This window comes from Pectobacterium aroidearum (assembly GCF_015689195.1).
In the GTDB taxonomy this organism is placed as follows: Bacteria; Pseudomonadota; Gammaproteobacteria; order Enterobacterales; family Enterobacteriaceae; genus Pectobacterium; species Pectobacterium aroidearum.
The window spans coordinates 4,333,812-4,350,831 of record NZ_CP065044.1 but is presented as its reverse complement, the minus strand read 5'-3'; the positions used below and the strand labels follow the sequence as shown (position 1 = coordinate 4,350,831).

General features: G+C 53.8%; 8 protein-coding genes. 2 read left to right on the top strand and 6 right to left on the bottom strand.

Annotation, left to right across the window (positions count from 1 at the left end):
• Positions 1 to 96 precede the first annotated feature (96 nt).
• From I2D83_RS19400 to I2D83_RS19375, 6 genes are all read right to left on the bottom strand, one after another.
• A complete protein-coding gene (locus I2D83_RS19400) occupies positions 97 to 7,752 on the bottom strand; it encodes a putative Ig domain-containing protein (RefSeq protein ID WP_205947143.1) in 7,656 nt (2,551 codons plus the stop codon).
• A 210-nt stretch (positions 7,753 to 7,962) separates the two neighbouring features.
• A complete protein-coding gene (locus I2D83_RS19395; protein ID WP_012773181.1) occupies positions 7,963 to 8,703 on the bottom strand; it encodes a phage tail protein in 741 nt (246 codons plus the stop codon).
• 493 nt (positions 8,704 to 9,196) lie between these two features.
• On the bottom strand, positions 9,197 to 11,305 hold the full coding sequence (locus I2D83_RS19390) for a site-2 protease family protein (RefSeq protein WP_205947142.1): 2,109 nt from the start codon (positions 11,303 to 11,305) through the stop codon (positions 9,197 to 9,199).
• A complete protein-coding gene (locus I2D83_RS19385) occupies positions 11,302 to 12,630 on the bottom strand; it encodes an HlyD family efflux transporter periplasmic adaptor subunit (protein ID WP_205947141.1) in 1,329 nt (442 codons plus the stop codon). The genes I2D83_RS19390 and I2D83_RS19385 overlap by 4 nt, the downstream gene beginning before the upstream one ends.
• The gene (locus tag I2D83_RS19380; protein ID WP_205947140.1) at positions 12,627 to 13,430 is read right to left on the bottom strand and encodes an efflux RND transporter periplasmic adaptor subunit; all 804 of its coding nucleotides are present in this window, start codon (positions 13,428 to 13,430) and stop codon (positions 12,627 to 12,629) included. Before I2D83_RS19380 ends, I2D83_RS19385 begins: the two co-directional genes overlap by 4 nt.
• A 299-nt stretch (positions 13,431 to 13,729) precedes the next feature.
• A complete protein-coding gene (locus I2D83_RS19375; protein WP_225181535.1) occupies positions 13,730 to 14,164 on the bottom strand; it encodes a hypothetical protein in 435 nt (144 codons plus the stop codon).
• Positions 14,165 to 14,679: 515 nt separating this feature from the next.
• On the opposite strand from I2D83_RS19375, the gene aepX reads away from it, so the two are divergent.
• Positions 14,680 to 15,612, top strand: a complete 933-nt coding sequence (gene aepX, locus I2D83_RS19370; RefSeq protein WP_205947139.1) for a phosphoenolpyruvate mutase — start codon at positions 14,680 to 14,682, stop codon at positions 15,610 to 15,612.
• 233 nt (positions 15,613 to 15,845) lie between these two features.
• The gene (aepY, locus tag I2D83_RS19365) at positions 15,846 to 17,000 is read left to right on the top strand and encodes a phosphonopyruvate decarboxylase (RefSeq protein ID WP_205947138.1); all 1,155 of its coding nucleotides are present in this window, start codon (positions 15,846 to 15,848) and stop codon (positions 16,998 to 17,000) included.
• The last annotated feature ends 20 nt before the right edge of the window (positions 17,001 to 17,020 follow it).

Sequence of the window (17,020 nt, the reverse complement as noted above, 5' to 3'; positions counted from 1 at the left end):
CGTCATTGTCATTATTACCAATTTTGTTTTTGTGATGGTTCTGGCTGTGATTGCGATCGCCTTGCATATCGCTGATTGCTGCACTGTTGTGCAGGGTTATCCTTGCTGCTGACCACTTTCCTGCAACGCTTGCTCAATAGCGGCCAGGCGTTGCAGTTCCGAGTCACCTATCTGTTGTAATTGCCGGTGGAGCGAGGGCGTAAATGCCACGGAGCGACCAGTGTTGTCATCCGTGCTATTCATTGCGTTACTCGCCCCATCTAGTGGAATGTCTTTCCAACTGCCGCCGGAGAAGACCTCCATTGGTGTTAGCGAAGGCAGATAGATCCCCGAGAACGTACTGGCCAGCGATGAGGTACCGCCGAGTGCAGAATCTTTGCTAAAGCTCGGGAAGGAACCTAACGTGCTGTCGAAATTAACGCCAATGCCGCTGGCTACGCCATGTCCGAAAGCACCTGCCACCTGACTGACTGGGAGGGTGCTTGTCTCTGTGTTCTGACGTCCGGTGGCGAAGATGGCAGACATCACTGATCTCGGGGCACCGTCGTTACCCAGGGTAAGGCTGCCGAGTGACGGATTGGCAATCAGTCTACCTAACGTCTGCTCTGCTGCCGCGATATCCTGTGTAGATTGCTGGCGCGTATCGCTGAATGATGGTGTCCGGCCAAGACCGTCGTTGGCTTTAAATTGGGGATCGCCGCCCACAATGCTGCGTGTCACCGTCAAGCCAAAGCTGGTGCTAATTGAGGTATTGCTGCCGTCGGTGGCCGTTACTCGGATCACCAGCGTGCCCACATTGCCATTGCCCGGCGTACCGGAGAAGGTGCCGATAGCAGGATCGAAGCGCAGCCAGCCTGGCAGCGGTGAGCCGTCGGCGAGAGTCGCGCTGAGCGTCAGCGTATCGCCATCGGGATCGACAAATGTGCCCGCAGGCACGGTAAAGTTGAAGCTGCCATCCTGCGCCACACTTTGCGCTGGGATCGGGGTAGCAACCACCGGCGCATCGTTAACATTGGTCACCGTCAGGCCAAAGCTGGTGCTGACGGAGGTATTGCTGCCGTCGGTGGCCGTTACCCGGATCACCACCGTGCCCACATCGCCATTGCCCGGCGTACCGGAGAAGGTGCCGATAGCAGGATCGAAGCGCAGCCAGCTCGGCAGCGGCGAGCCGTCGGCGAGGGTGGCGCTGAGCGTCAGGGTATCGCCATCCGGGTCGCTGAAGGTGCCCGCAGGCACGGTAAAGTTGAAGCCGCCATCCTGTGCCACACTTTGCGCTGGGATAGGGGTAGCAACCACAGGCGCATCGTTAACGTTGGTCACCGTTAGGCCGAAGCTGGTGCTGACGGAGGTATTGCTGCCGTCGGTGGCGGTTACCCGGATCACCACCGTGCCCACATCGCCATTGCTCGGCGTACCGGAGAAAGTGCCGATAGCAGGATCGAAACGCAGCCAGCTCGGCAGCGGCGAGCCGTCGGCGAGAGTCGCGCTGAGCGTCAGGGTATCGCCATCGGGATCGACAAATGTGCCCGCAGGCACGGTAAAGTTGAAGCCGCCATCCTGCGCCACACTTTGTGCTGGGATCGGGGTAGCAACCACGGGCGCATCGTTAACGTTGGCCACCGTCAGGCCAAAGCTGGTGCTGACGGAGGTATTGCTGCCGTCGGTGGCCGTTACCCGGATCACCAGCGTGCCGACATCGCCATTGCCCGGCGTACCGGAGAAGGTGCCGATAGCAGGATCGAAGCGCAGCCAGCCTGGCAGTGGTGAGCCGTCGGCGAGGGTGGCGCTGAGCGTCAGGGTATCGCCATCGGGATCGCTGAAGGTGCCCGCAGGCACGGTAAAGTTGAAGCCGCCGTCCTGCGCCACACTTTGCGGCGGGATTGGCGTGGCAACCACGGGCGCATCGTTAACGTTGGTCACCGTTAGGCCAAAGCTGGTGCTGACGGAGGTATTGCTGCCGTCGGTGGCCGTTACCCGGATCACCAGCGTGCCCACATCGCCATTGCCCGGTGTACCGGAGAAGGTGCCGATAGCAGGATCGAAGCGCAGCCAGCTCGGCAGCGGCGAGCCGTCGGCGAGGGTGGCGCTGAGCGTCAGCGCATCACCATCCGGATCGCTGAAGGTGCCCGCAGGCACGGTAAAGTTGAAGCCGCCGTCCTGCGCCACGCTTTGCGGCGGAATTGGCGTGGATATCACGGGAGCCTGGTTCGATGGCGTGACTGTCAGGCTGAAAGTGGTACTGATCGAGGCATCGCCATCGTTGGCGGTGACCTTAATGCTCAGATTGCCGATATCACCATTGCCTGGCGTACCGGAGAAAGTGCCAGTGGCCGGATTAAAGGTGATCCAGCTCGGTAGCGGTGAGCCGTTGGCCAGCGTGGCGCTCAACGTCAGGGTATCGCCATCCGGGTCCGTGAAGGTGCCTGCCGGTACGGTGAAGTTAAGGCTGCCATCTTGTACCACGCTCTGTGCCGGTATCGGCGTCGCGACCACCGGAGCGTCGTTAACGTTGGTGACGGTCAGGCTGAAATCAGTGTGTACCGAGGCGTTGCTGCTGTCGGTGGCAGTGACGCGGATTGACAGGCTGCCGACATCCGCATTGCCCGGCGTGCCGGAGAAGGTACCAGTGGCCGGATTAAAGGTGAGCCAGCCCGGCATCGGTGAACCGTTGGCCAATGTGGCGCTTAGTGTCAGCGTATCGCCATCCGGATCCGTGAAGGTACCTGCCGGAACGGTGAAGTTCAGGCTACCATCCTGCGCCACACTTTGCGCCGGAATAGTGGCGGAGACCATCGGTGCATCGTTAACATTGGTGATAGTCAGACTAAAGGTGGTGCTGACGGAGGCATTGCCATCGTTGGCGATGACTTTAATGCTTAGGGTGCCGACATCCGCATTGCCCGGCGTGCCGGAGAAGGTGCCGGTGGCCGAATTAAAGGTGAGCCAACCTGGCAGCGCTGAACCGTTGGCCAGCGTGGCACTCAGAGAGAGAGTATCGCCATCTGGATCCGTGAAGGTGCCTGCGGGTACGGTGAAGCTCAGACTGCCATCCTGTGCCACGCTCTGTGCCGGTATTGGCGTTGCGACGATTGGCGCGTCGTTGACGTTGGTGACGGTCAGGCTAAAGGTGGTGCTGACCGAGGCATTGGTGGTATCTGTGGCGGTAACTTTGATGCTCAGGATGCCGACATCTGCATTGCCCGGCGTGCCAGTGAAGGTGCCGGTGACCGGATTAAAGGTGAGCCAGCTCGGCAGCGGTGAACCGTTGGCCAATGTGGCGCTCAGTGTCAGCGTATCGCCATCCGGATCCGTGAAGGTACCTGCTGGTACGGTGAAGCTCAGGCTTCCATCCTGCGCCACGCTCTGTGCGGGTATAGGCGTTGCGACCACGGGAGGGTTGCCAACCACGACCGTCAACGTTGAGGTCGCACTGCTGCTGGCATCGTCATTGGCGGTAACTGAAATGGTTCGGTTGCCTGCGGTGGGCGTGGTGGCGACATTAACATAAACGATGGCGCGTAACGCTGTCTGGAAGGCGTCCAGCGAGGCACCACCGGTGAGGGTCACCGTTTGGCTGCCATCTCCTGACACGTTGATGCCCGCGGCATGGGCGGCCAGTAATGCCTGTTGCGATAACGTCAAATATTCGCTGCTGCCATTGGCGTTGCCCGCCAGCGAGAGCGTCAGCGTCCACAGGCGTGTGTCGCCGTCGGTTTGCGAGAGTGTTGCCAGCATATCGGTTATAGGCACGCCCGTGCTCAAGCCGCTGGAGACGGTGGCGCTATAGTCATTGCCTGAGCTTGCGCCGTTCAGGTCCACCTGTGGACTTACACCCGAGGCAAACTGCGATTCGTAAGCACCGATATCGACAGCCCCTTGCCGCACACGATCCAAACCACGTGCATCTGCGTCACCGGTGACAGAGAAGCGATCGCCCTGATTAATCGCATTGGTGGCAGTCACAGACAGACGCGGATCTGCCGTCGAAATCAGGTTGACAGTACCGCCGATCAGGTTGTTGTTGCCGAGCAGGGTATAAGTCCCACCAGTACCACCAGAATAGAAGGTGGTGACATCGACCGTGTTACCGGAAATAATCGAGTTGCGTATGTTGGCGACCCAGTTTGTCGAGCCACCGGTGAACCCAAACACCATGCCCGCATCCTGACCGGTGATGGTGGTGTTCATCAAGCTGATGTGCGTGCTGGTGGCGTTGCTCAAGCTCGCCGTTACGTAAATGCCGGCCACGCCAATATTCCCACTGGTTGGGTTGAAACTGCCGTTGTTGTAGATGGCGGAATTAGTGATCGACAGCGAGACGGTGTGCTGAGTACCGGCTACGAACAGTCGGACAACGCCTTCTTCATTCAAGCCGCCAAACAGCACGTTATTATGAATATTGACCTGATCCAAATCGACGATATACCTGCCTGGGGCAATATTAAACAGGTCAATCATACCGGTACCCCAGGTGTCGTCAGTATTGCCGGAGATATCGACGTTATACAGCCTGAAATTGATGTCCGTCGCGCCGTAATGGATCCCCAATACGCCACCGGTAACCTGATTAGTGCTGGTGGTGAAATTCGTCAATGTCAGGTTCTGAATGGCGAGGGTGATTGACGACGTGTTGATTTGAAAGCCGGAATAACCGCCGCCGTTCAGGGTAAAACTTTGCCCGTCGATCAACATGGAACTGGTCGGGACCAGCAGGCCTTCAGCCAGCGTGACGTTGGTCTGGAACACAATACGGTCGATACCGGGGGTCAGGTTGGCCCAATGCAATGCTTCGCGCAGACTGAGCCCGCCGCCATCATTGAGATCGTCTTGTAAGCTATTGCCGAAAGACGCATCGTCGCCGGTATCGTCTCCAGAGGTAACATACAGCGCGCTGTTGCTGGCTAATACATTCACTGATGACGTTAGGCTTAACGCTGTGGTGTTGTTGTTGGTACCGCTATCTCTGACGGTGGTTAAGGACACATCTCGTGTGGCCGCTGTGACGCTGCTGTTGCTATTGCCGTAGCGTAAGCCATCTACCAGACCGGCAAATTGCGTGTTGCTGGCGCTCATCCCGCTCAGTTGTAGCGTCACGGTGTTGCCGACGCGCGTTACCGTATAACTGCCGATGCCGGTCAGCGTGCCGCTGCCATTGCTCGCCAGACTGATGGTGTTGCCTGCCACGCTAATAAATTCACCACTGTCGCTGACGTTGGACACGGTCAGGGTCAGTGAGTTAAAGGTTTGCCCGCTGTCCCGCGTGTCCGCGCTGACGCCGCTGAACAGATCGATAGATCCCGCCATCCCACCAATAAATACCGGATTGCTGCCTGTGGCGGACAGCGTTGGCGCGGTGCTGCTCGCGGCGGTGGTGACATCGAGTTTGACCACGCTGACGGTGGCATTCCCGGCGCCGTCTCTGGCCACCACATACACGTCATAGGCGGTTGCTGCCGCCAGGCCGGTCAGCGTCAGGGCCTGACTGTAGGGCGCGCTGCTGGATACCTGACTGCCGGAAGCCAATGCCGCGCTACCTGCGGCGTTCTGCCCGCTAATGACCTGAGTGACGCTCGGTGCGCTGGCGCCATCCGACACCACCACGTAATAGACGGTACCGGCTTCGCTCAGATCAGTGTTAAGGGTAAAACCGCTGGTGGTCGGTGCGGTGATCGTTGGAGTGGCGTCAAAGGTGGGGGCGATATCGTCGGCCACCATCAGGGTGACGACCTTCTCATAGGTCGCTTGTCCGTCGGAGACCTGGATACGCACGGAATAGGTTCCGGCTGCCATGGTGGCGGCATTAACCGCTCTCAGCGTGCTGCCGCTGAGGGTAAAGAGTGCATTATCAGTACTGCCGACGCCACTCACCAGACTGTAGGTAAACGTGGTGGAGTCTACGTCGGTTGCCGACAGCGTCCCAACGATACCGTTGCTGCCCAGAGACTGACCGAATGTCGTGTTGGAGAGAGCCAGATCCGTTGGCGCATCGTTGACGGCAACCACGGTGACGGTGCTGGCGATATTGCCGGGGCTGTAGCTGTTGTTGCTGGCACCAGAATCGGTGACCTGAGTCAGGGTCACGACCCGTGCGGTGGTATGGGGATTTTCACTGCTGTTGCCGTAGGTCATGCCAGATAGCAAGGTGCCCATATCGGCATTGCTCAGCGTTGCTCCGCTTAGGCTGATGGTGGCTGTGCCTGCGCTGAGGGAAACACTGGCCGACCCGTAACCGCTGCCGAGTGTGACGCTATTGCCATTGATCAAGGACACCTTGACACCGTTAATATTCAGGTATTCGGTACTGTCTGCTACGTTGGTTACGGTAAAGGTGGCGCCAGTAAAGGTTTGTCCACTGTCGTTGGTGTTAGCGATTACGTTGGTAAATAAGCCGACGTCGGTGCCGTTTTCTGTATAGGTAGGGTTTGTCGCTAAGCCCGCTATGCTGGGAACGTTATCGGTGGAAGCGACGACAGGTGCGGTGACGATATTATCCCATTGGACAGTACCATTACCGAGTGTCGCTGTTGTTAATCTCACCTCGTCAATATTTTGAAAGGCACTGGAGAGTGTCGCCGTCTGGAATGCGGTCGTGAGGGTGATGGTTTGCGTTGCACCCGCCACCGCGCTACCGTCTTTATACCCAGTGATGGTGAACGTTGATGCGTAATTGCCCAGCCCTCTAAGATCAATATTCGATAGGTTGAATTCGCTGCCATCCGTCGATTTAATTGCAAAATAGTTAAGATTTCCCCCAGGAGCAACAATCGTATTCAGGACCTGGTTACCGCTTATAGCAACAGTTTGAAGTGTTACTCTGTCAGTACTGTAAGCAACGTAGGTAAAGCCGTTGTTGATATCATCATAAGATTGGACACCAGACTGGCTGCTGACAAATGTATTCGTGCCTGAAAATTGCGAGAATGTGTTAGTGCCGAGAGTTGGGGACGCGAGTAAATTATTGTAATTTGTGGTTATTTCACCCAATGCGGCATTGTTCGTTTCTATGCTGCCAACCGTTGTTTCCAGTTGCCAGTTGCCACCTTTGGCTATGGCGCCAGTTAAATCATCCGAGGCTGCAATATCTGCCTGAGTGAGCTGTGATAGTAAAGAGACAAAGCTTTTTCCGGTGTCCTGTGCAATATCACAGCCATAGAGCAGCAGATCGCCATCCTGTGTTAACGCTGTGCCGAGTTTAGCCAGGTCGGCCGAACGTGCCTCCGCCGTAGCGCTATCAAGCGTCAGATTACCAAGGCGAACTTGCCCTTCGTTGCCATGGCTCAATATATGGATCGCATCGTAACCCGTATGGGTTTCAGCCCATACCGCCATCTGCGTCAGTCCGTCTTTACTGCTATCCAATAAAAACACATCAACCCCAGCGGGGACACTGTTGACCAGTGTTTGGTAATCCGTCAGCGCCGTATCAATAAATACCGCTTCTTTACGTATTGTTTCGCCTGCGACAGCCTGTACAACGACGTCAGTCGTGATGTCATGCGTAGCACTATTCTGATCGGATGATGTGTTGTTCTCCGATGTGGCTTCAGCAGAATGATTGGCAGTCTGTGCAGGATTAGAAGAAGCCGTGGCATCACTTGAATTACTGGTTTCGGCCTGAGTGGCCGTTGCGGCTATTGCGCCGTCAAATAAGACGCGAGATTCAAGGACAAAACCAAGAGGAGCGGAATAAGCCTGCTCAATGTGGTCAGTTGGATGGTCACTTTTCTTACTGAATAATTGGCGCCACAGCATAAGACATACTCCAGAGTGGTGTTAGTACGTATGATTTTTCTAAAGCTAATATCGGGAAGTCATGACTCAATACGGACTATCGGTACGCTTGCCATCGTGAGTACCAACAGACCACTCCTATGCCCATCATTAGATTACATATTACGTTTTTAATTTCAATATCTTACAGATATTACGCTCCCCTGGAAATGAGGGGAGCGCGTGGTTATATTAGTTTGGGTTTGTAGGATAAATGCCTATAGCAGCGATGCACGCAGTGAGACCCACACTGGGGTTACGAACACTAAAAGGTGTGCCGCCAATATTAGGGGAAATGGTTATACCTGTTAGGCTCGTCACACTAAACGGGGCGGAAAACGGCTTCAGCGTTGTTGTAGGCGCGGCATTACTATAAATTTTAGCTGGTGAGTCAACCCCACCAACGGAACTTAAATCAAACGAAGGAGACGTTGTCGCCAATGATGTCGTGTTGTCTGGTACGTTAGTTGTTGCCGCACCGTTTACCACAGGAATAGCGATAGAAGCTGTACCGCTAACGCCTCCAGAAGAGGCAACGGTGGCTGGATGTATGTGTGGGGCAACGTTGCTTGTCGTCAATGCGACATTCTCTACCCCAAATACTTGTCCACGAGTGACATTCGCTAATCCTGTCCCTTGCCCAGCCCCTACCGGTACGCGCCCACGCATGTCGGGGAGCACAAAGTTACCCTGCTGTGGGGAGCCTCCCCAAATATTTCCGATCAAGGCATAAAGCGCCTGATATTGATTGATAGTCACCGTTTGTCCATTTGCAGGCAGATAGCCCTGTGGGCAATAGCTGGTGACCATATAACAAATAGAGCCAATATAAGGCTCAGTACTGCATGCAGATGCGGTAGCTGGTTGCGATAGGCCTACAGCTAACACAGTTGCGATCGCAGATTTGGCAAACAGACGCTGAATGCATTTCATAAACATCTCTCCTTGGAATAGGGGCAGTTCCACGCTGGGTGAAATATATCTGATGATTTTGATGCTTGGTCTTGTGATGCCTAACTTCACTTGCTAAGTAACATGTAATTTTATGTAAACAATAAAAACAAAATTACATATAAAAAGTGAAACTAGCAATAGGCTTTTACGTAGGCCGATAAGAAAAAGATTTGTTTTTTTAAGTATTTGATTTTATTTAATATTTATTGGATTTGATTTGGCTTATCAAAGGAGGGATGTGCTGAAATTGCTGCGATATGTGTATGTTATCAGCGTAATAAAAAAACCAGAGAGAAATTTATTTGTTAATAAGATGTAGTGTATGTTCGACGCAATACGCACGTGAAAACGTTAAGTAATCTTATTAACTGATGAAATCAGAAAAGGTGTAACGCTTTTCTACAGAATCTGGAGCATCTCCTGCTCCAGATACCAGCTAAGCTAGGCGTATATGTTGAGGATAACCAACCCACTAAAAACCACTTTCCCGGATACCCAATGCTGCTACCCGACGCCACACCGTGCCAAGAATAGATTCCTTTTCTCCTTCCAGAATGACGCTGCCCCGTAGAGGCTGTTGCAGCGGCAGGAATGGCTCTTCCTGTACCATGAAATGAACGCGGTACTGCGCCTGCACTGGTTGAGGATTGTGGTCGCGGTCGCGTCGCACGGCAATCGGGCCGTGGCGATCGGACGCGAGCATTTCTTGTTGCAGGTAAGCGCTGCCCGTGGGGGCGATGTCATGAAGCGTGACGTCAAGACGTGGGAAAGCGGGATCGTCGGCAAGGAAAACGCCCTGCATGCTTCCTTGAGTACGCATGAGTGATTCTTCGGGTATGTAGCCAACCACCCGTCCCTGCGTGGGTTCCACCACACGTAGTAATGGCGTATCCGCCGTTAGCCAGCGTCCTGCTGTCATATCACGCGCCAGATCGCGAACCACACCTGCCTGCGGTGCTCGGATCGTTAAGCGTTGACGCTGTGCTGCCAACCCTCGATAGCGTGCCAGCGCCTCAGCTAACTGCCGATCCATGACCTGAATTTCACTCGCGGTTTCCTGTCGTGCCGCTCCACGCTGTCGCTGCTGTTGTAACTGGGTGATACGCTGACGCTCAATATCGAGACGATAATCCAAGTCGACTGACGTCAGTTCCAGCAGAATGTCTCCGGCATCCACCCGCTGACCATCTGTAACGTGTAGCTGGTTAACCTGCGCCGGTACTGGACTGTAAAGAGTACTGACCTTCTCGGCTTCCAAGACGGCAGGAATGTGGATACTGCCCCCCCATGGATAGAGCAAGATAAACAAGAGGGCCGAGCACAGCAGGGCGCTGCGCAAAAAAGCGATAGGATGTATTGATTTGCGCATTGACCACCAGGCATAGGTTTCTTTGGCTATCGGTAGCGCGATAAACCAGACGATCTCAACCAGCATTAAACCAATGCCGATCACCTTGATAAAAAAGTGGTAAACCACCAGCGCGATGCCAAAGAACAGGAAAAAGCGCCATATCCAGGAGGCATAGCCCCACACCAGCAGTTTGCGTTGCAGGGATGGGGAGAGGTTTTCCGGTGCTGGGTGACCGTGGCCGAACAGACTTTCCCGCAACCGCCAGCGGCAGAGCGCATAGGCGCGTTCTTGCAGGTTTTCTACGCGCCAGAAATCGCTCAGTAAAAAGTAGCCATCGAAGCGCATCAAAGGGTTAAGGTTTACGACCAACGTGGTCAGCCACGTCGCGCTGGAAAGCATAAAGGCGGCCGTTCGTGCCGCGCCATCTGGCAGTAATGCCCAGGCCAAGAGCGCAATAACCGCCAACATCAGTTCGGCCAGAATACCGCCCGCGCCGATCAGCAAGCGTGCCTGACGATCCTTCAGTTTCCAGGCATCGGTAGTATCAGTATAAAACAAGGGAAATAACACGATAAAGGCAACGCCCATGCTTTGCACACGGCAACCCGCCCGTTTCGCCATGAAGGCATGGCCTAGCTCATGGATAAATTTGGCGAACACCAGAGAAATACCGAACACGGCCATGCCGGACAGACTGAAGAGGTGTGGAAACGAATGGGTGTAACGTACCCAGTCTCGGCTGACCAAAAATAAACCCAGCAGCAGGATGCATGGAAATACCCACATCAGAAAGGGCGCGCCATAGTGCTGTAGCCACGGCCAACAGCGGTTAAGTACCGGATCGGGTCGCCACAAAGGAATACGGAAAAACAGATACTGGTGCAGCACGCTTTTCCATAAGCTGGTGCGCATCGCCTGAGCTTTGCCCAGATAGCGCTGACGTTGCTCCACATCACTTGCCGCGATTAAATCGTGCTGGCGCAGGAACTGCAGTAGTTGCTCCAACTCTTTCACTCTCAGCGGCAGTCCGGGCTCGCTGTTGGCGGCGGCCAATATTTGTTGCGGCTGGCGCAATGGCCAATGACGCAACAGGCGGATAGCTGAGGGGGTTAGGGTAAAATAACGTCCGGTTATCGGATCGGACAGCACCCACTGCGGGGCTCCGTTGATGCCAGGAGCCGATTCTACCAATTGCAGATCGGCACGCAGGGGTGGCAGATGCGGATTCATATCCCAATCGCCTGACGGATCACTGCCAGCGGTCGACGGAACAAGTAAACAGCAAGGGGAACATAGTCGCCGGAAATTTTTGCCGTGCCGCGCAGGCCGATACGTGGCGGTGTGTCAGTGAACCGCGCATCAAGACGGTAGGCCAGATTGCCGGCTGGAGTCTGTTCCGACTCATAGGCGATACGTTCTAACAATGCAGCGTGCGGCGTCAGTGGATCGCTGTCCAGAAACAGGGTAATGGGCGCCTCTTGCGGCAGCCGGATGGCGTCGCCCACGTCCAACTCAATGCGTAACGCGGTGAGGGCGGGGTCCGCTAACTCCATCAAACGTTCGCCGGTGCGTACCGGTTTCCCCATCCAGCGCGTTGCGTCGGCAAATACCGCAATGCCATCCCGTTCGGCGCGGATTTCTGCGCGGCTCAGCAAGGCATTGGCGTAATCGCGTTCCGCGCGTTTTTGTGCCACCTGAGCGGCGAGAAAGTCGAGCCGGGCTTTGGAGTCCGCATCCTGAAACGCACGTTGGGAACTTGCACGATGCTCCGCTTCGGCAACGTTCAATGCACGTTCGGCCACATCTGCCTGAGCTTTCAGGGTGGTACTGTCAAAACGAACCAGCACCTCCCCTTTACGTACACTCTGGTTCGGTAACACGGTAAAGAATTGGATCACGCCGTCCAGCGGGGCGGCGACGACACGGCCTTGATGAGGAATCACCTCGGCGGGTGCTAACACCGATTGGCGCACCGGAATGAACAGGCAAGCGAGCAGTAGCAGCGCAGGGACGGCGATTTTCCACCGAGTCTGTCGGCGACGCCAGCGGGTCGTTTGTGGCTCAAGAGCCAGCCAGGCATGGCTAAAAGCCCCGCTGAGTTGCTCTGCCAGCACCTGATCGGTACTTTGCCATAGCTGTTCTCGTGCATACCAAATAGCACCGAAGGGTTTCCCCTGACGATCGTTGAGGGGGGACCATAGCACTTCAGGAGCGGAGAGCGCCTGCCAATCTTTACGGCTTTGTTCATCAAGCTGTGAGGCTTCAATCACCGCGCATTTAGCTAACGCCTTCTCATCGACTGACGACAACTGGGTGCAGGCACGTTCGATAAACGCAACAAAAGGGGCATGGGGGGCGGGTTGGGTGACGCCAGTCACCGCGCGTACCCGGCCATTGATGATCAGTGCAGCATGGCGAAAACCAAACAGCGGTTGGCTGTCGTTGACGATGCAGTAGGCCAGCTCTTCGGTGCTCTTTGCCGCCCGTGCTTGTCGTTCAACGTCAAGAAAGCGGGCAAACGCGGCGGTACTGGCAGAGGTTGGCGTGGTGCTCACTGCGCCTCCGAAAACTGTGCCGTTCCGCTCATACCTGCCATTAAGGTATTGTCCGCGTGAGCCAGTGTACCGGTGAGTCCCAGAGTTTGGCTGCTCTCATCAATACGTGCACCAAGCCGTGTGACTTTGGCTTGTAACGGTTTTCCGGTTTCATCCGGCGTGAAGGTAAAGGCTAATCCCGGTTTGAGCACCGACAGAAGTCGTGATGGGACTAGCAGGTTGATCTCTAGATTGCGGTTATTCACCACGTCCAGCAGGGGGGCACCTTGCGCCACGCTCTCAAATGCCTGCGCACGGCGTTTCACCACCTGACCGTCGAAGGGGGCTGTGATGCGACAACGATTGACCTGAATTTGGTAAACCTGGCTTTCTGCCTGAGCTTGTGCAAAGTGCGCGGCTGATAACGATACCGCGTGTCTCCCCACTGATTTCATCTGTGCCAATTGCTGATTTTGGCTCAGTTCTGCTTCTGCGGCGCGTGTGGCGGCAGAAGCCGCAGCTAATTGAGCCTGGTAAATAGAACAGTCAAACCGCACCAACAGATCGCCTTTCTTGAAGGATTCCCCTTCTCTAAACGGTATTTCCACAATTCGTCCAGCCAGTTCGCTGGATAGTGTGGCTTGTTCCACCGCTATCAGAATGCCGCGAGCCTGATTGTCCGTCGGCGTGAGAGACGGCGTGTCATGAGCGGGGATTGCCAGGAGAGGGTCGCTCGTTTGCGCATGAGCCGTAAACGCGAATAAGCAAAGTGCCAGCAATTGGAAAGTGCGGCGAGATATTACGTTACTGAAACTATCCACACTGACCTGCCTTGTTTGTTGAGGTGTGTGCCACGTCAGAAAAGAGAAAGAGACTTTCTGAATTTTCACTTATTAGCGGTGCTTATTTTGGGGAATATAATGGTACAAAATGCGCTGAATTGACAACTGCAATAGCGTGCCGTTCTGGCCTTAGTTTGTCGCTTAGCGCATGTTTGTGCGATGTGAGGCCTGAGGGATATTCACACCTGAAAATAACAGGGGCAGCGCTGCCGCCCCAATCATACGATGCTGTGATTCCCCACCACGTGGAGAAGAAGAAACGTGTGTGGAGTTATCGCTTACTGGTGTTCCTGATGAGCGTCATCACCAAATGTGATCGCACGTCCACGCGCATCTATTTTCGCTTTATCGCGGTTGAAACCCATCTTCGCGCGAACGCCGCCTAACATACCGCCCCGCTGATAGATTTCGTTCGCACGATCGTGGTTGTACTGGCTATCGGGGCTGATTTCCAGCGCCCGGTCGATCCATACTTTGGCCAGATAGCTATTCTGGGTGACGCCTGCGCCATTACGGAACGCATACGCGTAGTAACCTGCTGCATAGTCGCGGTTATCATCATCCTCGTCGCTCCATAATTCGGGCAGGACGACATCCACACAGCGTGCCTGATCTTCAGGAATGTTGCTAAACAGCAGCAGCGTGCTCAATTCCCTTGCTGCACGCGTCCACACGGTTCTCCCCACATTGGGGCGATGCAGTACGCCGAACATCAGTTCGCGTGCGCGCTGGTACTGCGCTGGCGACAGCGTTTCATTACCGCTATCGTGAAACAGAAATCAAATTGTCATCAAAGTATGAGAATTTATAAGTATTCCCCAGCCTTTTCATGCTCATTATTTACCCGCGAATAATATACTAAACGGTGAATACTCATAAGAATAGTATTTCCGCTCTCTACCTCATTCATAAAACCCTGTGTTGAAGCAAAAAACTAAAAATGACTGTTTTTTTAGTTTTTTAATATGAATAAACTCATGTGTGCTAATTAATATCCTGCTTTATTAATTTATTTTCGTTCAAATCGATTCCATTTCAATAATGGTAGGTGAAGTTAAAAAATAAACAAAAAATTTTTACCCCTATTGAAGTGTTGTTTCCAAAGAATAGAATCACCCTGTTGGTATATTTAATTTAAATAAATATAACGTTGCGTGGTCTTGCTGTTTTTGCGCTTGGTTTACTAGGGAAAGTATACCCCCAACTCTATGGTACATAGGAGATAACCATGTCTGTTATTTTATCTAATCATACCCCGACGGATTCCTATAAAGGGTGCACGCCGGGTTCACGCCGCAGTGCACTCCGTGAATTATTACAGCAGCAAAAAGGCATTCGTGTGATGGAGGCTCACAGTCCGCTTTCTGCTTTATTAATTGAACAAGCCGCTTATGAAGATGGCGATATTCATTATCAATTTGATGCATTTTGGTCTAGTTCACTCACCGATTCTACTTTACGGGGAAAACCCGATACGGAGTTGGTCGATATCAGCCACCGTTTCCATGCGATTACGGAAATATTTGATGTTACCACTCGCCCATTAATTTTTGACGGCGATACTGGCGGGCAAGCGGAGCATTTGGCTCACCGTATTCGGGCTGCCGAAAATCTGGGTATTTCCGCCATGATTATCGAAGATAAAACGGGTCTGAAGAAGAACTCTTTATTTGGTAATGATGTAAAGCAAACGCAGGCTTCCGTAGAGGATTTTTGCGAAAAAATTACGACCGCCAAAAAAGCACAACTGACGCCTGAGTTCATGCTGATCGCCCGTATTGAGAGCCTGATTCTGGACGCCGGCATGGAAGATGCGATCAACCGTGCCCTGCGTTATGCTGATGCGGGTGCTGACGGGATTATGATCCACAGTCGGCATAAGAACCCTTCCGAAATTTTAGCTTTCGCCAGGCAATTCCGCGAGCATTACCCACATTTACCTCTGGTTTGCGTGCCCACCAGTTTTAACGATATTACGTTCGATCAGCTGATTGATGGCGGATTTAATATCGTGATTTATGCAAACCATATGTTACGTGCGGCTTATCCTGCAATGAAGTCAATTTTGCCGGAAATCCTCAAGCATGGCCGAACACTGGAAGTTGAGGATAAATGCATGTCGATAAAAGATATTCTGGATCTTATACCCGGTACGCGGTAGCGAAATATCTTGGGGTGTCAGTATAATTATTTTATAACGCGATTATTAGGCGAGAGAGGCTTGCTGTTATTATTTTATAATAAGCCGATTTGATGAGTTGAGTTATCTTTTTAAGTAAATGGCTGTTTTTGGTTAAATAATTATATTACCCCTTATTGTTTTTATCACATAGTTAAAAATCAAAACGTCATCATCGCTGTTAAATACAGTGGGATACGCAGGGGAGGTTTATTGTGATTGACCCTAATAAGCTCATCGAATTTCTTGCTCAACGCGGCGTGCATTTTTTCAGCGGCGTCCCTGATTCATTATTAAAAGCATTTTGTCTGGCGGTTGAAAGTAATCATAGTGGGCTTGCGCACCGTATCGCGAGTAATGAAGGTTGTGCGATAGGGATGGCAATTGGCCATTATCTGTCGACGCGAACGCTGCCCGTGGCCTATATGCAAAACTCGGGGTTGGGCAATGCGATCAACCCCCTCTGTTCTCTGGCTACGCCGGATGTTTATGGTATTCCGCTATTACTCATTATTGGCTGGCGCGGCGAAGTCGATGACGGCGGCAAGCAACAACACGATGAGCCACAGCATGTGATGCAGGGGCGAGTCACGTTGGCTCAGCTCGATGTCCTTGATATTCCGCATATCGTTCTGGATAGCCATAGTGCACCTCGGTGGGATGATATTCAGGCTCTGCTCCAACGCGCGCATGATGAACATCGTCCCGTGGCGCTGGTGGTGAGAAAAAATACTTTTTCCTCGTCAACCGCACCCGCCAATTCCACGGTGGAACCGGTGCTGATGCAGCGAGAAGCTATCGTCGCCGCCTGCCTGAATGTGCTGCCCTCTCATCTTCCTATCGTGAGTACCACGGGCATGTTGTCCCGCGAACTCTATGAGCTACGTGAGCAGCGGAGCGAAGGGCATCAGCGAGATTTTCTCACTGTCGGCGGCATGGGCCTTGCCAGCCAGATCGCGCTGGGCCTATGTGATGCGCAGCCGCAGCGGAAAGTCGTGTGTCTGGATGGGGACGGAGCGCTGCTGATGCACATGGGCGGGCTGACGAACACTGCCCAGGCAAACAACCTGATACACATTGTCATCAACAACGGCGCCCATGACTCCGTGGGGGGACAGCCCACGGCAGCGTCCCGCTTACCGCTGGCACCCATAGCCGCTGCCAGCGGCTATGGCGACACGTATTACGCCGAGACAGAAGACGCCTTGCAGGCGGCGTTGCAACAGGCGCTGCGGGCACACAGCAGCCAGTTCATTGAGGTGAAATGCCGTGTCGGCCATCGCAGCGATCTGGGGCGGCCTGCGACGTCCCCCGCTCAAAACCGCGATGCATTTATGCAGTTTCTTAATACACCTCCTCAGGCCTCTTGATGAGCGGAAATACCCGGAGT